Source organism: Lamprocystis purpurea DSM 4197, from assembly GCF_000379525.1.
Classification (GTDB): domain Bacteria; phylum Pseudomonadota; class Gammaproteobacteria; order Chromatiales; family Chromatiaceae; genus Thiodictyon; species Thiodictyon purpureum.
Genome location: NZ_KB902546.1, coordinates 1 through 20,238, shown reverse-complemented (window position 1 = coordinate 20,238; position 20,238 = coordinate 1). Strand labels below are relative to the sequence as shown.

Below are 20,238 nucleotides of genomic sequence, written 5' to 3'. Positions count from 1 at the left end.
GATGCCGCCCAAATATGGAATTGCTGCGAAGCCGCCGGCCTGGCGGGCCGGACGGCCAACGCCTACTTCTTCCCCGCCCGCCGCCGATCCAGCCGCTCGACGAACTCGCCGATCAGCCGCCGGTAAAGCTCCTCGCCCAAGACCAGGTCCTCCACCCCGGCATCCATGCTGGGGTTGTCGTTGACCTCGATGACCACCGGGCCGTCGGGGGTCTCCTTGAGATCCACGCCATAGAGCCCGTCGCCGATCAGGTCGGCGGCCTTGAGCGCCATGCGCACCACGGCCGGCGGGGCCTCGGCGATGCTCAGGGTCTCGAAGCCGCCCTCGGTGTGGCGGCCGTCCGACTCGTGTTTGACGATCTGCCAGTGATCGCCGCTCATCAGGTATTTGCAGCAATAGAATGGCTTGCGGCCCAGCACCCCGATCCGCCAGTCGAACGGCGTGTAGAGATACTCCTGGGCGAGAATCAGGTCCGATTCGCGGAACAGCCGGCCGGCAATTCGGGTGAGTTCAGCCCGATCCGCCGCCTTGAACACCCCGCGTGAGAAGGACCCCTCGGGAATCTTCAGCACCACCGGATAGCCGATCTGTGTCGCCGCGTCCATCAGGTTCTCGCGGCGCAGCACCAGCGTCTTGGGGCGCGGCACCTTGTGGGCGGCCAAGAGTTCGGCCAGATACACCTTGTTGGTGCAGCGCAGGATGGACTCCGGGTCGTCGATCACCACCATGCCCTCGCTGTCGGCCTTCTTGGCGAAGCGGAAGGTGTGGTGACCGATGCGGGTGGTCTCGCGGATGAAGAGCGCGTCGTACTCGGCGAGCTTGCTGTAGTCCTTGCGCTGGATCAGCTCGACGTTGACCCCCAGCGCCTTGCCCGCGCGCACGAACAGCGCCAGCGCCTTCTTGTCGGAGGGCGGCAGTTCCTCCGCCGGGTCATGGAGCATCGCCAGGTCATAGCGGTAGGCGAGCCGCGCCCGCGGGCGGTGCCAGCGCCGGGTCAGATAGCCTTCCATGGCGCTGAAGAACGACGCCTCGCCCTCCTCCAGCACGGCGGTGAGCGGCAGGGCTTTGATGGCGCCGATGCGCCAGGTGCCTTGCAGTCTGAACTCCACCTTGAGGATGGGGCAGCGGAAGGTCTCGAAGATCTGGCGCGCCAGGGGTTCCAGGCTCGGCACATCGCAGTGACCGAAACAAATCGTCAGTTCATAGGCCGTCGGGGTGAGCGCACTGGCCTTGCGGCGGCGCAGCAGACGCTGCGCCAGCGCGTCCAACTCCTCGGTCTCCAGACTGTAGATCTCGCGGCTGGAGAGTTCCTGAATGGTCCGCACCGACGGGATCACCTTGTGCCCGCGCGCCTCCGCCAGCAGCGAACAATAGTAGCCGACCGACAGGTAGCGGTAACCGCGACACAGATTGATCACCCGCAAATCCTTGCGCTGGGCCAGTTCCCCGCCCGCCAGATAGTCGCGGGCGCTGACCACCGGCAGGCGCGGAAACGCGGGCTTCCAGTCGGCCTCCTGTTCGACCAGCAAGAGATGCTCAGCCATCGGCGCGAGTCCCGGCCGGCAGGGACACCAGAACCACCGCCTGCAGGCCGACCCGGCCGTAACGGCTCATCCGACTGAATTCGCCGCGCTGAATCGGCATGTTGATCGAGTCCAGGGTGCTCTCTCCGTTCTTGTAGTCGACAAAGGGATCATGAACATAAACAAAGTGGGTATCGAAACCGGTCACCACCACCCAATGCGGGAATTTTTCCTGATAGATGCGATAGGAAGAAATCAGCACCATGGGGACGGCCCCGGCGTCGAAGCGCGCGGCCAGGGCGTCGAGCGACAGGGTTCGATAGTGGACCGGAATGCCGAGTCGGGTCACTTCTTGCTGCATATCCTCATGGACCAGGCGCATGACCTCTTTCTTGTCCGGACTGCGCACCGAGTCCACCAGGGGGACGCCCGGATCGTTGATGAAGACCTCCACCGCGAAACCGCGCCGCTGCGCCGCCAGGGCCAGACCGAAGGGACCGCAGCCGCCGTGACCCGAGGTCATGAAGATGGTGGTCGCCTCCCGCCAGATGCGCAGCTCCAGCGTGCGGTCCAGCACCAACTCGGGGCTCAGGGCGTGCATCGCCATCATCAGGCAGGAGGAGCCGCAGGTGAACTCCAGCGTCTGCTCGTAGAAAGGCACGCGCTGAAGCTCGGGCTTGAGGTCCGGGGCCAGCGTCTTCTCATAACGCAGGGCCTCCATATGGTCCTCGTAATAATCGCTCAGGACCCCGAACCGGCGGTAGCCGGCGCCCTCGAACAAAGCCTGCGAGGCCAGATTGTCGCGTCGGATCTCCAGTCGCATATAGGCGCGTTCCGCGCGCCAGACCACTGCTTCCGCCGCGGCCACCAGCGCTCGCGCCACGCCCCGGCCGCGCGCCTCGCGCCCCACCGCGATCGAATAGAGTCGCGCCACCGAAGTCCCGCGGCTGAGCAACACCAGCACATAACCCAGGAGGGCGCCATCGGCGTCCTCGGCTGCCAGGGTATGCGCATGGCCGCGCGTCAGCATGTAACGGAACTGGCGGCGGGTCAGGCGGTCGCTATCGAAACAGGCGTTCTCCAACTGCACCAGGGCGCAGATCCTCTACCTTGGCCTGGCGGATACGCGGCGTCGGCCCGGCCTGGGCGGACGCGCCGGCGGGTTCGGTACCCTGTGGAACATGGGCGGATGGGGTGGGCACTGGCTTGAGTCCGGGTAGCGGGCGACGGCGATTGGCGGAACACCATCGACCGGATCAGGCCGGATTTTCTTTTGCCTTCAAGACGGTCGGCGGTGCCGGATAACGGTTGACCGAAAAAGTTGCGCGAAGTGTAACACCTTAGACGCTTTTTCTCTTGATATCAACCGCTTGCACCAGCAATTCCAAATCCGGGCGACCGCGGCCGATAGTGTGCCGACGGCGCGGCTGATGGTGGATGCGCCGCGCTGATTCACCCTGCGAAACCGGCCCGTAGGAGCCCGCTTGCGGGCGACGGGTGGGGGCACAATGACGCGATTCCGGCAGGTCACGTCGCCCGCAAGCGGGCTCCTACGGAGGCGGATGCATTGTTCCGGCTACACTCAGCGACCCGACCAAGACCCCACCCACTCCTTCATGGCCCGCCCACTGCCGTCGAGCGCACCGGTGTCGGGTAACCACATCTGCCATGCCGCGGGTCGACGCGCTTCATGGTCCGTCGCGGCCGGAAAGACCTGCATCCCTTCGGCCGCAAACAAGCCCAGGGCGCGCCGCATGTGCAGCGCCGAGGTCACCAACACCATCGAGCCAATGCCGCGTTCGCGCAACAGGGCGACGGAAAAGCGCGCGTTTTCCCGCGTATTCCGGCTCTGCTCTTCCAGCACCATCGCGCGCTCCGGCACCCCGAGCGCACTCAACAGCCCGCGCATGGCCGCGGCCTCCGACGTCAGGCTAACGGCAGGATCACCACCGCCGCTCAACACCAGCAGCGGCGCCTTGCCGGCGTGGTAAAGACGCGCGGCGTACCAGATCCGATCGGCCGCCGCACCGAGATCCGGCGGGTCATCCGGTCGTTGGGGCGGACTGATCCCGCCGCCCAACACCACCAGCGCCGGCGCACTCGGTACCGCGTGCAGCGGCACCACCGGATACGCCGCCTCGAGGTGTCCCCTCAGCCAGTTGCTGGGTACCGGCAACGACCACACCCACAGCCACACCAAGGCCGCGCCACCGAGCGCCAGCGCCAAGCGCCGGTTGCCAAAGAGGCCGGACAACCAGGCCAGCACCCCCAGCACCAAGGCCGTCCCCAACGGGGAAACCGCCGCGATCACCAGCTTGGAAAACATCATCGAACACCACCAAGGCCATCAAACCCCGTCAATGCCCCGTACGCTGAAGCCAGGCTTTGACCTGTTCGGGGTCTAACATGCCCAAGATCTCCTCAGGGTCCAACCCGCGTAAACGCTCCTCAGGGTCTAACCTGCGCAAGATCTCCTCAGTGTCCAACCCACGCAAACGCTCCTCAGCATCCAACCCACGTAAACGGTCCGCGACATCCATCCGTTCCAGCAGGGCCTGGCGCTCTTCCAGGCTGAGCGCGTGAAAATCGTCGATGAGCATCCGATAGGTGTCAAGTTTGAAGTCGTCGAGCGTATAAGCCATGTCGGGCAGCTCCAGTTGATGGATGTTCGCCAGATGAAAACGCAGCAGGTTTGCCGTTGGGTTGCGTGGCCGATAGTGCGCCAATCCATAGCGGATTCGATCCAGTTGGCTGGCGAACAGTTCCCACGGGGCGTTGCGCGGGTGCTTGGCCAGGGCGTGCAGAACGATCAGGCGGATGCAGCGACTGCCCCAGTCGAGATCGTACACACCTGGCCAGGCCGTGCGGTGCCGGGCACCCGGCGCCAGTTGACCGAACAGTTTGGTGGGATGGCGGGTGGCGACCGCATAGAGGCGAAAGGCCGCCTCCGGCAGCAGCCGCTCGGCGGCGGGCGCCGGTATCAGGTCGGCGGGCGGCTCGGCCGCGGGCAGGCCGCTGAGCGCTTGGATGGAGGCGAGTTTGCGATAGGTGACGTAGTGGCCGATCAGTTCTTCCATCGCCCAGCCATCCAGCGCTTCCTGTTTGGATTTAAAGCTGAGCACATTGTGGGCGGTGAGGTTCTCCAACCCGTCGGGGAGGTCCGCCAAGGCCGCTGCATCGGTGACTGCCGCCGCGCCGGGCAGCCGTTCGATGATCAGCACATCCAGCCGTTGGCTTTTGAGCGCCAGCTCTTTCTCCAGCTCGACGCGCCACGGCCGACCGGTGAACAGGTCGGTCAAGGCGATGCCGAAGAGTCGATGCCAGGGGGTGAGATCACGCATGCGCCCAGCATACCGCACCACCCCCGGAGTCGCGTCGCCCCGGCCACCGGCGGGTGCGATCCAAGGTGATGTTGTCGCAGATGCACGTAGGATGGGCGGAGCGAGAGCGATGCCCATCCGGCCACCGCGACGCTTGAGGATGGGCATCGCTCTCGCTCTGCCCATCCTACCGAGAGGCCCGGCCCCATCAGTGCTGATCACACCCGTTACCGGCGGTTGAGCCCGCGTGGTACCAAGTTCTTCGGAAATAGCCTAAGGAAAACATGGTCGCGGATCGATGCCTCGTCTGTGTCGGCGACGAAGTCCCGCACCGGGTCGTCGTTGAAACGCCCGGTCATCGGCTCGAAGGCCAGGGTGAAAACCCGGATCAGCATCAGAGCGACCTCAGGGTGATATGCACCGATGCGCAGGCCCCGCGGCTGCCCATGCCGGGGACTGCGGCGCGATGCTGCATTGGAGCGGCGCCAGGCATCCCGACGCGGACCAGGGTAAGAGGGTAAGAGGGTAAGAGTGCCAAGCTATACGATCCTTGCAAGGCGGAAACCGAGGTAGCAGAGGCGATTGGACGGGCGCCTGCCGCTGCGGTACGCCGAACGACAGTTGTCGGCGGTGCCGTCCCAGGCGCCGCCCCGGACAACCCGGACGGAGCCCGACTTGGGGCCACTCGGTCTCTCACTGGCAGGCTGCTGCACGCCACTAGCATCCGTTGCAGCGTCACTGGCATCGATTGCGGGCGCACTGGCGGCGTGTCGCTGGCCACTCGCGCGCTGCTGGCCACTACGCGCCGCCTGCTCGGCGCTGCTGCCCGCGGTTGCTCGCAGCGTGAGGTGCCGGTAATAGCCCGGCGCGTACCAGTCCGCACACCACTCCCACACGTTGCCGTGCATATCGTACAACCCCGAGAGGTTGGCCCGTTTCTGCCCGACCGAATGGAGTCGGCCGCCCGCGTTCTCGGTGAACCAGGCGTAGTCGGCCATCCCGGCGGCGTCGTCTCCGCAACACCAGCGGGTCGCGGTCCCGGCACGGCAGGCATATTCCCACTGCGCCTCGGTGGGCAGGGCGTAGCGCTCGTCAGTGTGGGCGCTCAGCCACTCACAGTAGGCGCGGGCGTCCTCCCAGCCGATGCCGACCACGGGCAGGTCCAGCGCCTCGCGGCCGATGCCGCGCTTCGCGTAATAGTCGTCTTTGCCGGTTTCCAAGTGGTACTGGCTGCCCTTCTTCAACCATTCCGGCCAGTGGCTGTCGGTCGCCTCGCAAAAGCGCAGGTACTCACCCCAAGTCACCGGGGTGCGCCCCATGGCGAAGGCGGGAACGCTAACCGGATGGACCGGCCGTTCGTCGCTGCCGCCTTGTTCGTCGCCCATCTGGAAGGTCCCGCCGGGGAGATAGACCATCTCCGGGGCCGCGGTCACCGCCGTGGCGCCGTCTTGGCCCGAGATCTCCAGCGGATCGCGGAAGACCTCATAGGGCGCGAAGCTGCGCTTGGCGGGCGGATCCGACGGCTGCGGAGGCGCTTCCGCGCAGGGCGAATGCCTCGTCCATCTCGGGGGTTCCGATCGAAAGCGCTCTGTACCCTGGCTTGGGGGAATAGCAGCCCACGGACCACTCCTCGATACTCGGAAACCGAGGAATTGGTTACGACCCGATGGCATCCGAAAACCACGGTAGGCGGAGCGGCAGATATCGCCGCTGCGATCCCACGCACCACCACGCATAACACGGGAAGTACCCGACTGCACGACCTGAATGGTGGCCTGCCGCTCGATCCATCCGCGTGTCTTGTCCAGAACGGCTTCGGTGAGCGTGATGGATTTTTCGGTGATCAGCGTAATTTGCCCGTTATTTAGACCCATGTAGTTACCTACGCGCACCCGATGCACATCGCCCTTCAGCGTACGCATTAGGCCCCAGGCGATATCGTCTTTCGCCTCAATTCCAATCAATTGGAGCTGATCGAGGTTGATCGTCTCCAACTCCTCTTTTTTTCGATACGGATCTATAGACAGGTTAGAGGGTCCACGCTGCGGAGTGACCGAAGTCGTGTCTTCCGCGCCCGTCGTTTGCGAACTGGACCCTATATGCTGACTATAGGCGTCGTCCGAATACCAGTCTTGGCACCACTCCCAGACATTGCCGTGCATGTCATGCAGGTGCCAGGCGTTGGGGAGCTTCTCGCCAACCGGGTGGGTCTTGCGTCCGGAGTTCTTGGAAAACCAGGCGTAGTCGCCGAGCCGCGACTCCTCGTCGCCGTACGACCAACGGGTTTGGCTGCCCGCACGGCAGGCATATTCCCATTCGGCCTCGGTGGCGAGGCGGTAGGTCTCGCCAGTCTCCCCGCTCAGCCAGACACAGTACGCCTGGGCTTCGTCCCAACTGACGTTGATGGCCGGTTGTCGATCGCGACCCCAACCCTGATCCTGCGGCGTCTCGCGGCCCATCGCCGCGCAGAAACGGTCGTACTCGGCGAAGGTCACCGGGTACTGGCCGATGGAAAAGGCGCCGACCCGCACCGGGTGGGCGGGCTTTTCGTCGTCGTAGGGACTGTCGTCCTGACCCATGGTGAAGGTGCCGCCCGGCAGCCAGACCATCGCCGGGCCTTGGGTCCCGTCAGGGAGCGGATCGCGCAGGTTTGGGATGGGGTCGGGCTTTGGTTCCGGCTCCGGCTCCCGCGGGACAAGGGTAAAAGGGTAAGAGTGTAAAGGGCCAGTCCTCGAAAGGCGGAAACCGAGGGAGTAGTAGCGGTAGGACGGCCCGCGCCTGTCGCGGTACGCCGAGCGGCAGAGGTCGGCGGTGTCGAGCCAGGAGCCGCCGCGCATCACCCGGCTGGAGCCCGTCTCGGGGCCACTGGGATCCGTTGCCAGTGACTGCTCGCCGCTGCTCGCGGCCACTGCAGCGCCACTCGCCGTAGTGCGAGTGGACTGCGAGGCGCCGTAGGGTCCGCTGTGCGGACCGTGCGCCGCGGTCACCTCGGGGGCGTCGGTCCGCACAGCGGACCCTACGAACTGCTGGTAGTAGTCGCCCGAGTACCAGTCCCGACACCACTCCCACACATTGCCGTGCAGGTCGTGCAGCCCCCAGGCATTGCCGCGCTTCTCGCCGACCGGATGGGTCCCATCGTCCGCGTTGCGGTTATACCAGGCGTAGTCCCCCAGTTGACCCTCATCGTCGCCGAAGCAGTAGCGCGTCACGCTGCCCGCCCGGCAGGCGTGTTCCCACTGGGCCTCGCTCAGCAGACCATAAGTCTGCCCAGTCTCCCGGCTCAGCCAGTCGCAATAGGCTTGGGCATCACTCCAACTGATGCAGACCACCGGGTGGCGGTCGTCCTGCGCGAAATAAGGGTTTTCCCAACTCGCATCCTCTTTGGTGCCCCACTTCCCTTTGTCCCGCACCGAGGCCCCGCCCCCCAGTTCCGCCTCCGTGCGGTAGCCGGTCGCCGCACAGAACCGCCGAAACTCCCCGACCGTGACCGGGTACTTGCCGACCGCATAGTGGCTCAAGGTCACGTCATGGGCCGGCTGCTCGTTTTCGACACCGACGCCCGCGGGGCTGCCCATGCGGAAGGTGCCGCCGGGGAGCCAGATCATCTCGGGGGCCTCACCCGAACCATCCGTGAAAGGGTCGCGGAACGGGGTGGGACCATCCGGCGCCCGCTCCCGGTCCGGCTCATCGACAGCCGGCTCGGGCTCCACCCTCCCCCGCTCCCACCGCTCGACGACTCCGCTGAACGCGTCCGCCCATTCACCATAGGTCCCGCCGAGCCGGCGCAGGACGGCGATGCGCATCCGCACGAAGGGGATGGCCCGATCGTCGATCCGGTGGCCGGCAGCGGCCTGGGGGTCCCCCCGTGGATCACGGTACAGGGCGAGAAACTCATGGCCCTGGCCCAGACGCTGCTCGACGGTCTGGGCCATCTGCCGCGCCCAGGCTTCGACCTGGGGTTCGGGCAGGTCGCGCAGGAGGGCCTCGCGCACGCCGGGGAGGAAGTCGAACGGCACTTGCAGCGGGTCGGACGCGCGGCGTCCCGCTTCCAGGTCGCGGTCGGCGCGGCCGATGAGCCCGGACAGCAGGACCTCGGCGAGGTGGGTGAGCCGGGTCGCGGACGCCAGCGTCTGCTGGGCAAGGCGCATGATGGGCAGGGTGAGCGGGATGGTGCAGAAGACGGCCGCGAGCTGCTGAGCCTGCGGCGAGGCCTCGCCCTGGAATGCGCTGAGGCGCGCCCGCGCTTCCTCGGGCCGGGGGCTGGGCGCGGGCGCGGCGGGGGCAGTCCAGAGCGCGTCGAGCGCGACCCCCAGCGTGCTGACGCGGGGCCGCCCGGCGGTAACCGCCGCCCAGTCGGCAAGGGCGGCCGGATCCAGGGTCAGAACCGGCAGGGACAAGGTGCCGCGGGCGCAGGCGGCGCCCGCGAGTGCCGCGGTGGGCAGGCCGGGCCGGCCGGCACTCAGACGCACCAGGGGTGCGGTGCGCAGGATGGTCCGACTCCACAGCCGGCGCGGCAGCAGCTGGACCAGGGCCAGCGGGTTGCCGGCGCCCCAGCGGTGCAGCAGATCGAGCAGCCGGTCGTTGTGGCGCCAGTAGGGGGCGATGCAGTCGGTGAGCACCCAGATAGCGCGGCGTCCGGCGGCGTCGTGCAGTTCGCCGGGACGGCGGCAGGCATGGCCGCGCTCGTCGCGCAGGACGACGGCGGGCGCGGGTCCGGCAGCGGACTGGTCCGGTCCGTCGGCGGCGGTGAGGCGCCACAGACGCACATCGGCGAAGGCGCCGTGACGCTCCAGCAGCCGGCGCAGCTCGGCGATGGCGGGCTCCCACACCCGCATGGAGCTGTGGTCGTCGACCACCAGTGCGAGGCTCAGCCAGCGTTCCTGCCGGGGCCGGAAGACCGGGATCCACAGCCGCTGCTCGGCGATGCGCTCCACCGTGGCCGGTGCGTCCAGTGTCCATTGGATGCGGGAGGGGACGCGCCGCAGCAGCGGGCGCAGGGCGCGGCCGAGCAGCAAGGCGTCCGGGAGGGCCGGGGCGCCGGGCACCCTGGTCTCGCCGGCAGCGGGGCCGGTCGCCGGACCGGTCGCGGGCGTATCCGGCGGCCCCGCGGCCGGCTCCCGCGCCGGGGGGCGCCGCGCATAGAGTTCGGCCTGGGGCTCCGCCGGCGGCGGTTCGCCCGATGTCGGTGGGGGCGGCGGGGTCTCGGTCGGCCGCCGGTCGTCCCGCGGCGGCGCGGGTGCGGGCGGCGAGGCGCCCGCGGCGGCCACGGTACACCGCTCCACCCGCGCGAGATGGGCGCCCAGCCACAGCGCATCGGCCAGCTCGTCGCGGGTCGGGTCGAGTCCGGCGCCGGTCAGGCCCAGGACCAGGCGATCGAAGGCGCTCGAAGTCACCGGTCACCTGCGCGCGGAATCACGGCTGGTCCCCGTCCAGTGACTTGAACAGGGCCTCCATCAGCCGCTCGCGGTCGGCCAGTGGCTGGGTGCCTTCCAACAGATCCACCCGCTGCATCACGAGATAAACGGCATTGAGCAACTGGTCCGCGGCCAAATCCTTGGTGCGGGCGCGCTCGCAGAAGAGGGTCAGCAGGTCCTCGATCCGGTCCGCGAGGTCCGCATCGGGCTTGAGCCGCGCATAGACGATGCGCCGCAGCTTCGCGCGGTCCGGCCGTTGCAGGCGCAACTGGAGACAACGGCGCAGGAAGGCGGGCGGAAACTCGCGCTCGCCGTTGCTGGTCATGACGACGACCGGGAAGGCGCGGCAGGGCATCAGTCCGCGTTCGATCGCAACCTCTGCGCCGTCGTCCCAGGGGGCGACCTGGTGGACCGGGGCCGCGTCGCGCTTGAGTTCGGGGATCTCGAACTCGCCCTCCTCGAAGATATGCAGCAGATCATTGGGCAGGTCGATGTCGCTCTTGTCGATCTCGTCGATCAGGAGCACCCGCGGGTAGTAGCGGCCCTCGACCTGTTGGCCGGCGAAGGCGGTGCCAAGGGGGCCGAGCTTGAGATAGTCGCCAATGGACGGCCGCTGGCCCTGCCGGTCACCAAATTGAGGGGTGTCCTGGAGCCGGGCGATGGCGTCGTAGTGATAGAGCCCGTCGTGCAGTGCGGTACGGCTGGTGATGGACCAGCGCAGAACCTCGCCGAGCCCCAACTCATAGGCGATGGCGTAAGTGAGCGAGGTCTTGCCGGTACCGGGCGGGCCGGTGACCAAGAGCGGCCGGCGCAGCAGCAGGGCGGCGTTGACCCGGTGAATGACCTCGCGGTCCGGCTCGAAGTCAGCGCCCCGCTCCCGTTTGGTCTCCTTGCCGAATTGGCGCCAGTTCGGCGCCTGAGCCGGGTCCAGGTGGTCGATGACGGCTTGGGTGGGCACGGCCCCGGGCGCGGGCTCACCGGTGCCGCGGTAGATCCACCAGGGTTGCGGGTCGGTGGCGGGGGTCTGGTCGTCGGCCATGGCGGGGACCTCAGGTGGAGAACAGATCGTAAGGGCTCTGGGCAAGCGGGGCATCGGTCACCGATTCCAGCGGCGGCGGCCGGCGGCCGGGGTCGTCCCACAACAGGTGCAGCCGGCCGGTATGGGCGCGGCCGGGGTTGGCCGTGTCGCTGCGCGCCCAGGCCTCCTGGCGCAGTTGCCACACGCGATCGATCCAGGCGTCCAGGGGCCGGTCGGCCGCAGCGGGGTCCGGTCGGCCGTCCGGGAACAGGTGGGCGATGGACTCGTCGGACCACAGGAGCAGGGATACCCCCTGGTCCAAGGCGCGACTGAGGTCGGGGTGGGGCGCGGCGGGGTGCGCCTGACCGGCGGCCGCGGGGTCCTGCCCGACGGGGGCGAACCAGACGAACAGGCACTGGCCTTGGCGCAGGCGCCCGGCATAGTCCCGCTCACGGGCCGGGTCCTGGACCAGTCCGATGGCGCAGGACGGGGCTCGAGCCGCCTCGCGGCACCCCTGGCAGCGGCCCCAAGCGGCGGTCCAGCCGGTGAACCAGCGCCGCCCTGGTGGGGGCGCGACGCGCTCCCAGGTCCGCAGCACCAACGGGTGGTGGTAATGGATCGGGGTGTCCCCGGCGGCCGGGGCGGGCAGCAGCTCATCCAGGTCGGCAGTCAGCAGCGGGCCGGGCAGAAAGAGTTCCAGGATCAGCCGGCCTTGGCGCTGCACCAGGCCGTCGACCCCCTGGTGCGCGAGCGCCCGCCCGGCGAGGGCGCTGATCCCGGCGCGATCGATCAGGCCATCGGGTTGGTCGACGCAGAGCGGCACCGGCCGACCCGGCTCGGCGAGCCAGGCACCGCCGGCGACGAAGCGGCCGTTACCCTCCGGGCTCCCCGGCACCAGCAGGAGATGGGCGGGGGCGTCACGGACGGGAATCCCGGCGCTGTGACCGACGGCCGCCGCTTGCTCGGCGGTCAGGGCACCGGATTGCACATGCTCGGCGACGCGCGCGTCGACCCAGTCCGCAATGGGCTTGCCGTCCGGGACCTCCCGCGACGCCAGCAAGGCGAACTCGAACAAGGCGGCGGGGATATTGGCATCGGCCCGGATCGACATGGCGGCGAGATAGTCGATGAGGGCCGGGATGTCGCACCCGTCCGCCGGGCGCAAGTGGCGATAGGGTGGATCGATTTTGTCGAGCAGGGTGTGAAACAGGCCGCGCAACCGTGGCAGGTCGGCGCCGGGCCGCGTCAGCAGGGACTCCAATTCGTCGCGGTGAAAGCGGGCGCTCTGGGGGCGCGGACGGTCCTGGGGGGCGACCTGAGCGATGCAGACACGCTGGAGGTCGGAGCCGCCGTATTCGATGGGCCGGGCGACGTCCAATCCGAGATGACCCGCCAGGCGCTCCACCTCGGGTCTGAGCCAGCGGGAGAGACGGTCCGACCAGATCCGGCCCTCGGAGTCGATCAGGCCGGCCTCGCCGCCGCACCAGTTTCCTGGCTCGGTGAGTGCCTGGCACAGACAGTGGGTGAAGAGACCACCAATTTGCGGGTGCTCCTTGGCGGGGTGGTCCGGATCGACCGCGGCCAGGATACGGAGATTCTCAAAGACCCCCGGGTGCCAGGCGCGGGCCGCCTCACCGGCATAGCAGCAATCGAGGATCAGCAGCTTGCTGCTGGCGGGGGATTCATTCAGCAGGGTGTCGATCACATACCGGGCGGATAGGGTATCCGGACGATTGTCAGTCGATCCGAGGACCAGGCTTAGGTCGCCCCTTAAGAACCTGGCGTGTCCGCTGAAATAGAAGACGAGGGTGTCGCCGCCCGCGCAGCGACGCGCCGTTTGGTTCAGACGATTGATGATGTCACCCAGGCTCTCGGCCGCCCCGATCACGATGGGTTCATAGCGGTGCCGCGCCAGTGCCTCGCGCAGCTTGCGCACGTCACACTCGCCCAACCCGTCGGCGTCGGCGCCGGGCGCATCGCCCCGGTAGCACCATTGAAGGTCGCCGCCGTTGCGTCCGAGCAGCAGTGCCTTGCTGGACATGGGTGAGCGGGCCTCAGGCGTCGGCTTTGAAGCGCACCAGGAGCCCCTGCCCCGTCTTGAGGTGGGCGTCCAGCGCGACCTGCAGCTCGGGTCCGGGCTCGACCAGCACCGGGTTCCGGACCACGACCCGCTGCACGAGACCATCAGGGCCGGTGACCTCCAGCACCTCGCAGACCTCGAGCACGCGCGGGGCACGCTCCCGGTCCCGCAAGAACTGCGAGAGTGCGAGGATGACCATGGAAGTCGCCGTGCCCAAGGCCAGCACCAATTCCGGCGCGGCGCTGATGACCGTCCCCCAATCCCGGTCGCGCACCCCGTTCGGGGCGGCCGGCAGTGCCTCTTCGCCGATGCCGATGCCCGGCGGCAGTTCGAGACCCTGGCCGCGCAGCACCTCCGTCACCGGGGTGCGCAGCACCCGCTGCAGTTGCGGCGGTAAGTCCAGATAGACTTTGAGTACGGTCGGTTGCGCGGTGCTCATCTTCGGTCGTCCCCCAGCCATGGCTTACCAATCACGGCTGTTGAGGATATCACGGGCACACGCCTACCGGCCGAAGCCAAACGCCGATCGGGAGTTCGCAGACCCGCCCCACGGTGCGACCACCTCAAGCGCGACGGCGGGGACGACCGGTGGCAGGCGTGTCTTGGCCAGGCCGATGACGCAACAGGCGCGCCGACCGCGACGGCGGTCGGTGCCCTGCGGGTCAGCGACGGTGCTATGCTCGCCACTTGACCCACGCCGCCGGACCGTTGTGATGTGCGAGCTGCTCGACCCCAAGAACGACTATGTTCGCCTTGGCTCGCCGATCCAAGGCTGAAGCCTTGGACTCCAGCCGGCCGGAGCCGCAGCAGGACAGACCCATGACCAAGGCCCCCGGCGCATTGCCTGCGCCCTCCCCCGCTTGCACCCTGCCGCACCGGCCGGGTGCAGCCCCCGCTTCCCGTCGGCGGTGCGATGCCGAGTACACTAGCCCCCTCAAGACCCGATGTTCACGGCGGCGCAGCTGTCGCAGCTCCGGCAATGATAGGGCATGGGCAAGGTCCACCCTGCCCACCAGGTCCCGGCCAGGAACCACGCGGACCTGTCGCTGCTTGCCGAACGCCGCGCCGCCCTGATCACCACCGCCGTCACCAGCGCGATACCTATCACCGAAGTGGCAATTCAAACCGGAGTGCCCTCATGCGCATCGACCGACTGAGCGTTCGCAACTTCAAGGGCTTTGCGGCACGTGACTTCATGTTCCATCCCGAATTCAACCTGATCGTCGGTACCAACGGCACCGGTAAGACCAGCGCGCTCGATGCCCTGTCCGTGGCCATCGGCAGTTGGTTCCTGGGAATGCGTGGGACGGACAGCAGGTCAATTCGGTCCACCGAGGTATTGCTGGGAGACTTCGAACACGAGGAGATCGATGACGAAGGCCAGCGCCACTTCAGCGTGCAGTGGGAACGGATCTACCCCTGTGAAGTCAAGGCTCATGGACGGGTGCAGGGAGGAGAAATCAACTGGTCACGTTCACTGAACACCCCGAACGGACGCACCACCTACGGTGAGGCAGGGGCGATTAAGCGGCTCGCGACCGAAACTGACCGGAGAATCCGCGACGGCGAAGACAGCCCTCTGCCGCTGCTCTCCTATTACGGAACCGGGCGGCTGTGGCAGGAACCCCGCGAATCATTTCAGGTGACCGACCCGCTGAAGGTGGCTGACAAAGAGCAACAATCCCGTCTGTCAGGCTACTTGAACAGCGTCGATCCGCGTCTGTCCGTCAGCCAACTCACACGCTGGATCGCGCGTCAGTCATGGATCGCCTTTCAGCAGCAGCAGCGGGATGCGCCCGTGTTTCGGGCGGTTCGAGAGGCCATACTGGCCTGTGTCGAGGATGCCGAGCATCTTTATTTCGATGCCAAACTGGGCGAGGTGGTCGTCGAGTTTTCAGGCGGCGGTGTCCAGCCTTTCTCCAACCTCAGCGACGGCCAACGCTGCATGCTGGCGATGGTTGGGGATATCGCCCAGAAGGCCGCCAAGCTCAATCCTCAGTTCGGGGGCAAGACACTGGAACAAACGGCAGGGGTTGTCCTGATCGATGAACTCGATCTGCATCTGCATCCGCGCTGGCAACGGCATGTCATCGAAGACCTGCGGCGGACCTTTCCAGGTATCCAGTTTATCTGTACCACCCATTCGCCGTTCCTGATTCAGTCACTGCGCAGCGGTGAGGAGCTTATCATGCTCGACGGCCAGCCGACCGCCGAGGTCGCCAATCGATCGATTGACGAGATCGCTCAGGGCATTCAGGGGGTCGCCAATCCGCAGGTCAGTCAGCGCTATGAAGAGATGAAGGGGGCTGCCCGACGTTATCTCGAACTGCTCGAACAGGGCACCGCCAGCCCACCCCAACGCCTGGAGGCGTTCAAACAGCGGCTGGCGGAGTCGATTGCGCCCTATGCCGACAACCCGGCGTTCCAGGCATTTCTGGAACTGAAGCGGGCGGCAACATTAGGGGAGTAAGCCATGCGCCCGATCCGCCGTGGACCCTCGCCACGCCTCAATGACTTCATCGATTACGCAGACGCAAAGCCTGAGCTGGTATCAAGGCTGGGACCCTATTGCAGTTTCTGCGAGCGGCGGGTACCGACCAACCTGGCGGTCGAGCATGTGCAGCCGAAAGGGCTGCCGGCCTATGCCCAGCTGATCGGCCGCTGGGACAACTTTCTACTCTCCTGCGTCAATTGTAATGCTACGAAGAAAGATAAAGACGTGCGGCTCGCGCAGGTGTTGCTGCCTGATCGCGACAACACCTTCGCCGCCCTGATCTACCAGCCTGATGGTACGATCGCACCTTCGCCGACAGCGCGCGCGGCTGGTCTGGCGCAGATGGTCGTGGAGACCCTTGCCTTGACCGGTCTTGACAAGGCCGCTGCTGACACACCGGATCAAAATGGCAAGCAGGTGGCCCTGGATCGCATGCGGCAGCGCATGGAAACCTGGCTTGAAGCGATATATGCGAAAAGCGCCATTGATGCCCATCCAACGAATCAGGTCATCAGACACATGGCAGCACGGTTGGCAAGCGCCAGTGGCTTTTTCAGTATCTGGATGGCGGTTTTCGACGACGATGCGGACATGCGTCGGCGCCTGATCGACACCTTTCCAGGAACGGGTGAGAGCGGCTGTTTCGGGATGACCGACGCGAGACCAGTCTCACCCGCACCGAATCCGGATGCCTTGGCGGGCGGGGGCAAGATATGAAAACAACTTCGGAGGCCGCCTTCTTCCGGCTAACGCATGGTCTGAACCCTGACCTGGAGGCGCGCTATCAGGCCAATCGACTGGGGCTTACCCGCTATCTCAATTTCAGTCCCAGGACCGAGCAGTCCCTAGATATCGTGCTGTCGGTCACCGGCATTCCGGTCGTCGATCTGAAACTCAAGAACGCCCTCAGCGGCCAGACCGCGGCCGACGCCACTTCAGATGGAGCTGAATGCTGAATGAGGGGGCTGGTGCGGTTCGTTCCTCACCGCACAGTACGCCTGGGCGTCGTCCCAACTGACGTTGATGGCCGGCTGTCGATCGCGACCCCAACCCCGATCCTGCGGCTGCGCGCGACCGGCCGCCGCGCAGAAGCCGTCGTACTCGGCGAAGGTCACCGGATACTGGCCGATGGAGAAGGCGCTGACGCGCACCGGGTGGGGGGGGCTTATCGTCCTCGTGGGGACTGTCGTCCTGGCCCATGGTGAAGGTGCCGCCCGGAAGCCAGACCATCACCGGGCCTTGGATCCCGTCAGGGAGCGGGTCGCGCAGGTTGGGGATTGGCTCGGGCTTTGGTTCCTGCTTCGGCTCCCGCGGGACAAGGGTAAAAGGGTAAGAGCGTAAAGGGCCAGTCCTCGAAAGGCGAAAGCCGAGGCCGTTGTCGCGGTCGGACGGCGCGAACCCGTGGCGGAACGCCGCACGGCAATAGTCGGCGGCGTCGTCCCAGGCGCCGCCCCGCACAACCCGGTCGGAGCCCGTCTTGGGGCCACTGGGATCCGTTGCCAGTGGCTGCTCGCCGCTGCTCGCGGCCACTGCAACGCCACTCGCCGTAGTGTGAGTGGACTGCGAGTCGCTGTAGGGTTCGCTGTGCGGACCATGCGCTGCGCTTTCCTCGGGGGCGCCGGTCCGCACAGCGGACCCTACGAACGACTGGTAGTAGTCACCCGAGTACCAGTCCCGACACCACTCCCACACATTGCCGTGCAGGTCGTGCAGCCCCCAGGCATTGCCGTGCTTCTCGCCGACCGGATGGGTGCCTTCGCCCGCGTTGCGGCTGTACCAGGCATAGTCGCCGAGTTGCGCCTCGTCATCACCAAAGCAGTAGCGCGTATCGCTCCCCGCCCGGCAGGCGTGCTCCCACTGCGCCTCGCTCAGCAGACCATAAGTCTGACCGGTCTCGCTGCTCAGCCAGGCGCAATTCGGCCATCTTGCGGGCGCCGCGAAAGAAGCGCTGCACCCGACTCTTGTCGTCGCCGTGTTGGCCGTGCAGAACCTTGACCGCAACCAGCCGGCGCGCGCGGGTGTCGAAGGCCTGGTAGATGGTCGCGAAGCCGCCGCGGCCGAGCGCGGTGACGAGCTTGTAGCGCCCGTGCAGCAGGAAGTCGCCGATCCGCAGCCGGCCGCCCTCGCGGATGCGCCGCTTCAACGTCAGGATACGGGCGCGGACCTCGACGGTGTCCGCCCCCGTGCAGGCGAGCTGCTCTTCTTCCAGATAGACGGCGTCCAGTGCATCCGCGAGCGACTGGGTTTCGGGGTCCGAACAGCGGCTGCCGGGGCGCAGGGGCGCAGGGGCGCGGGGCCGGACGCGAGGACAGGCCCGGCCCGGTCTTCGCCCTGGCCGGAGCCAGTCGGTGCGTTGCGGACCGGGATTCCGGTGCTGCTGCCGACGGCCGCCTGCTCGGCGGTCAGGGCACCGGATTGCACATGCTCGGTCGCATGATCGGTCGCCGCCGGAATCGACTCGGCCACTTCGGTCTCCAGCAGCCGCCCCCCGTCCCCTTGCCTTGAGCGCAGATAGAGCACGGGCCGGTACCATTCGTCCGGGCAGGGCTCGGCCATGGCCTGCTGCACCTGATGCAGGGCCTCCACCAGCGGCAGACCCTCTCCCAGACCTTGGTAGAGCAGGCCGGCGAACTCTTCGGCCGCCCGGGTTTCCAGCGGGAAGGGGGTGGCGATCACGGCCGGGACCAGGTCCATCAACTGTTGAGCCAGCCCGTTGAACACGTCGGCCCCACCCCGGCCGGCAGCCGATTTGCAGGCGTTGAGCACCACGAGGCGCACGTCGGCCCGTTTGAGCAGGTTGCGCAGGCCATCAATACTCACCCAATCGGCTCGGACCGTGTCAGGGTCGGTGAAGGCGAGGAATCCCATCGGCACCCCGTGGCGCTGAAAGCCGCAATCCGGCTCGCCGCAGGGGTTGCCGTCGCGTGTGTTGGCGAGCTTGCGGCAGTGCTCGCAGCGCCAGCCGAAATCCCCGTGGCAGGCAAAATGAAAGATCGCGGGCTGGTCGCGCAGGGCATGGAGTGCCTTCTGCGCCGCTCGATAGCCCGCGGGAACGACGGGGCTGACCTCGAATCGCCCTTCGAGCTGGGTCCCCTTGAGTCCATCAACGATCCGCTCGCGCTCTTGCAGACGCAAGTGCGGGAGGACGTCGTCGGCCGGATCGCTCTCCAGGACCAACAGGTGCAGCTTGGGGGCCGGATCGAGCCGCCCCGGCGCCGCCTCGTAGCGCAGATAGCGGCCGACGTGAACGTCGCCATTGGTCAGACGGTGCTGGTGCAGCAGTTCCCAGGGCAGGCGCAGCAGCGGCAGGTCGCGGTCGGGGCGGAACTCCAGGCGCAGGTAAAGGATCGGCCGCACGCCGGGACGGGCGGTGCGCAGGGCAGCGAAATGCTGGTTGACCTCGGACGCCAGCGGCTCCAGCAGGATGCTGGCGAGCCAGCCGCGCACCTTAGCCCGCAACTGCTCCCGGTGGATGTCGTGGCCACACAAGTCCGCATCCGCGAGTGGCGCCGGCGCGCGCCGCAGGAGCTTGAGTTCGGCGAGCCGCGCGATCTCATCCAAGCTGAAGGTGCGTTTCAAAGCGGTGCCGCCGTTCAGATCCAGGGCGCGCTCGAACAGATCGAGATCCTTGGACGTGAAGGGTAGCGCAATGGGAGGAGGGTCGGCCTCGCCGAAGACGCCGTTGGCTCGTAGTGTCAGCGTCCAGGATTCAGGCTCCAGTGCCAGCGCGATGCGAAGCTCAGATGCGTCCATCCCTCACCCCCGGCACGCTGCGCCCGGCGCCCTGCGCGGGCGGTTCAAACCGGGTTGCCGGATCCACCGCGGGTCCCGCGGGCCACTGCCTTGGCGGCCGTCTGCGTCACCCGCTCCCGCTCGGCGTCACCGAGCTGGGCGAGGTATTCCTCTTTGCTCAGCAGCGGGGACAGCTTGATCGTGACCGTCTGAGTCAATTGGCTGCCCAGCGTGGTCTTGGTGTCGACCCCGGCGTCGGCCCGCAGTCCGAGCACCGCCAGACTGATCCCTAGGCCGGCCTTGCCCCCCTCGGCTTTTTCGCGCCGGGCGACGACTTGGGCCGCGATCTCCACCCCATCGATAAAAAATGCCGGGTTGTTTCCGGCACCCTTGGTCAGGAGATCGGTCTTGATCTGCTCGATCAGATCCGCCAACGAAATCAGCTCCAGTTGCTCGCTCATCGCTCCTCCTCAAGGGACACGGGAATGCCATCGGTACCGATGCCGCGCAACGGCGACAGTTCGTTATGATACGCGCAGCCGATGCGCGCGTGGAGCCCGTAGGATGCGGTGAGGAACGGACACTGGTGGCGAATTGCGCTCAAACGGGCGTATCCGCCGCACCGGCTTGGCTCAGATCCGGAATGTCTGCCACGTG

The 20,238-nt window shown here is 67.0% G+C and carries 17 protein-coding genes and 2 pseudogenes; 4 read left to right on the top strand and 15 right to left on the bottom strand.

Features of this window, described 5'->3' with window-relative positions:
* Nucleotides 1-62 precede the first annotated feature (62 nt).
* The 9 genes from A39O_RS0127520 to A39O_RS41940 form a co-directional block, all read right to left on the bottom strand.
* The gene (locus tag A39O_RS0127520; RefSeq protein ID WP_020507881.1) at nt 63-1,544 is read right to left on the bottom strand and encodes a RimK family alpha-L-glutamate ligase; all 1,482 of its coding nucleotides are present in this window, start codon (nt 1,542-1,544) and stop codon (nt 63-65) included.
* Nucleotides 1,537-2,613, bottom strand: a complete 1,077-nt coding sequence (locus A39O_RS35480) for a peptidase C39 family protein (protein ID WP_020507880.1) — start codon at nt 2,611-2,613, stop codon at nt 1,537-1,539. The genes A39O_RS0127520 and A39O_RS35480 overlap by 8 nt, the downstream gene beginning before the upstream one ends.
* Before the next feature lie 492 nt (nt 2,614-3,105).
* A complete protein-coding gene (locus A39O_RS35475) occupies nt 3,106-3,852 on the bottom strand; it encodes a YdcF family protein (protein ID WP_020507879.1) in 747 nt (248 codons plus the stop codon).
* A 28-nt stretch (nt 3,853-3,880) separates the two neighbouring features.
* Nucleotides 3,881-4,864, bottom strand: a complete 984-nt coding sequence (locus A39O_RS39465) for a hypothetical protein (RefSeq protein ID WP_020507878.1) — start codon at nt 4,862-4,864, stop codon at nt 3,881-3,883.
* Nucleotides 4,865-5,070: 206 nt separating this feature from the next.
* Nucleotides 5,071-5,238 (bottom strand): hypothetical protein, encoded by a 168-nt coding sequence (locus tag A39O_RS41345; RefSeq protein ID WP_020507877.1) that lies wholly within the window; start codon nt 5,236-5,238, stop codon nt 5,071-5,073.
* A 144-nt stretch (nt 5,239-5,382) separates the two neighbouring features.
* Nucleotides 5,383-10,236, bottom strand: coding sequence for a pilus assembly protein PilP (locus A39O_RS0127495; protein WP_020507876.1), 4,854 nt, complete (start codon nt 10,234-10,236; stop codon nt 5,383-5,385).
* Nucleotides 10,237-10,255: 19 nt separating this feature from the next.
* Nucleotides 10,256-11,296 (bottom strand): AAA family ATPase, encoded by a 1,041-nt coding sequence (locus A39O_RS0127490; RefSeq protein WP_020507875.1) that lies wholly within the window; start codon nt 11,294-11,296, stop codon nt 10,256-10,258.
* Between the two features lie 10 nt (nt 11,297-11,306).
* On the bottom strand, nt 11,307-13,316 hold the full coding sequence (locus tag A39O_RS0127485) for a caspase family protein (RefSeq protein ID WP_020507874.1): 2,010 nt from the start codon (nt 13,314-13,316) through the stop codon (nt 11,307-11,309).
* Between the two features lie 13 nt (nt 13,317-13,329).
* On the bottom strand, nt 13,330-13,794 hold the full coding sequence (locus A39O_RS41940; protein ID WP_020507873.1) for a hypothetical protein: 465 nt from the start codon (nt 13,792-13,794) through the stop codon (nt 13,330-13,332).
* 550 nt (nt 13,795-14,344) lie between these two features.
* Between A39O_RS41940 and A39O_RS41340 the strand changes: the two genes are divergently transcribed.
* The 4 genes from A39O_RS41340 to A39O_RS0127460 all read left to right on the top strand — a co-directional run bounded on the left by A39O_RS41340 (nt 14,345) and on the right by A39O_RS0127460 (nt 16,805).
* On the top strand, nt 14,345-14,512 hold the full coding sequence (locus tag A39O_RS41340; protein ID WP_157640455.1) for a hypothetical protein: 168 nt from the start codon (nt 14,345-14,347) through the stop codon (nt 14,510-14,512).
* Nucleotides 14,494-15,825 (top strand): AAA family ATPase, encoded by a 1,332-nt coding sequence (locus A39O_RS0127470; RefSeq protein WP_020507872.1) that lies wholly within the window; start codon nt 14,494-14,496, stop codon nt 15,823-15,825. The genes A39O_RS41340 and A39O_RS0127470 overlap by 19 nt, the downstream gene beginning before the upstream one ends.
* Nucleotides 15,826-15,972: 147 nt before the next feature.
* Nucleotides 15,973-16,566 (top strand): HNH endonuclease, encoded by a 594-nt coding sequence (locus tag A39O_RS0127465; RefSeq protein WP_211211745.1) that lies wholly within the window; start codon nt 15,973-15,975, stop codon nt 16,564-16,566.
* Entirely contained in the window at nt 16,563-16,805 is a 243-nt protein-coding gene (locus tag A39O_RS0127460) for a hypothetical protein (protein WP_020507870.1), read from the top strand. Before A39O_RS0127465 ends, A39O_RS0127460 begins: the two co-directional genes overlap by 4 nt.
* Here the strand turns inward: A39O_RS0127460 and A39O_RS39460 are convergent.
* From A39O_RS39460 to A39O_RS41335, 6 genes and pseudogenes are all read right to left on the bottom strand, one after another.
* Nucleotides 16,785-17,021, bottom strand: a pseudogene (locus tag A39O_RS39460) (formylglycine-generating enzyme family protein); the annotation flags it as partial. The gene A39O_RS0127460 and the pseudogene A39O_RS39460 overlap by 21 nt on opposite strands.
* Before the next feature lie 535 nt (nt 17,022-17,556).
* Nucleotides 17,557-17,721, bottom strand: a pseudogene (locus A39O_RS43725) (formylglycine-generating enzyme family protein); the annotation flags it as partial.
* Entirely contained in the window at nt 17,657-17,992 is a 336-nt protein-coding gene (locus A39O_RS42995) for a hypothetical protein (RefSeq protein WP_020507868.1), read from the bottom strand. The gene A39O_RS42995 and the pseudogene A39O_RS43725, both read right to left, overlap by 65 nt.
* 2 nt (nt 17,993-17,994) lie before the next feature.
* On the bottom strand, nt 17,995-19,602 hold the full coding sequence (locus tag A39O_RS0127445; protein WP_020507867.1) for a CHAT domain-containing protein: 1,608 nt from the start codon (nt 19,600-19,602) through the stop codon (nt 17,995-17,997).
* A gap of 44 nt (nt 19,603-19,646) precedes the next feature.
* Nucleotides 19,647-20,042 carry a trypco2 family protein gene (locus tag A39O_RS37215; RefSeq protein ID WP_020507866.1) on the bottom strand — a complete coding sequence of 132 codons (396 nt, stop codon included), beginning with the start codon at nt 20,040-20,042 and terminating at the stop codon, nt 19,647-19,649.
* Nucleotides 20,039-20,185 (bottom strand): hypothetical protein, encoded by a 147-nt coding sequence (locus A39O_RS41335; RefSeq protein WP_157640454.1) that lies wholly within the window; start codon nt 20,183-20,185, stop codon nt 20,039-20,041. Before A39O_RS41335 ends, A39O_RS37215 begins: the two co-directional genes overlap by 4 nt.
* Nucleotides 20,186-20,238 lie beyond the last annotated feature (53 nt).

Coding starts and splice junctions, on each gene's coding strand:
- A39O_RS41940 (WP_020507873.1), bottom strand. CDS start 13,794: ATGAGCACCGCGCAACCGACCGTACTCAAAGTCTATCTGGACTTACCG.
- A39O_RS35475 (WP_020507879.1), bottom strand. CDS start 3,852: ATGATGTTTTCCAAGCTGGTGATCGCGGCGGTTTCCCCGTTGGGGACG.
- A39O_RS0127460 (WP_020507870.1), top strand. CDS start 16,563: ATGAAAACAACTTCGGAGGCCGCCTTCTTCCGGCTAACGCATGGTCTG.
- A39O_RS37215 (WP_020507866.1), bottom strand. CDS start 20,042: ATGAGCGAGCAACTGGAGCTGATTTCGTTGGCGGATCTGATCGAGCAG.
- A39O_RS0127520 (WP_020507881.1), bottom strand. CDS start 1,544: ATGGCTGAGCATCTCTTGCTGGTCGAACAGGAGGCCGACTGGAAGCCC.
- A39O_RS41340 (WP_157640455.1), top strand. CDS start 14,345: ATGGGCAAGGTCCACCCTGCCCACCAGGTCCCGGCCAGGAACCACGCG.
- A39O_RS39465 (WP_020507878.1), bottom strand. CDS start 4,864: ATGCGTGATCTCACCCCCTGGCATCGACTCTTCGGCATCGCCTTGACC.
- A39O_RS0127445 (WP_020507867.1), bottom strand. CDS start 19,602: ATGGACGCATCTGAGCTTCGCATCGCGCTGGCACTGGAGCCTGAATCC.
- A39O_RS0127470 (WP_020507872.1), top strand. CDS start 14,494: ATGCGCATCGACCGACTGAGCGTTCGCAACTTCAAGGGCTTTGCGGCA.
- A39O_RS0127485 (WP_020507874.1), bottom strand. CDS start 13,316: ATGTCCAGCAAGGCACTGCTGCTCGGACGCAACGGCGGCGACCTTCAA.
- A39O_RS41345 (WP_020507877.1), bottom strand. CDS start 5,238: ATGCTGATCCGGGTTTTCACCCTGGCCTTCGAGCCGATGACCGGGCGT.
- A39O_RS0127490 (WP_020507875.1), bottom strand. CDS start 11,296: ATGGCCGACGACCAGACCCCCGCCACCGACCCGCAACCCTGGTGGATC.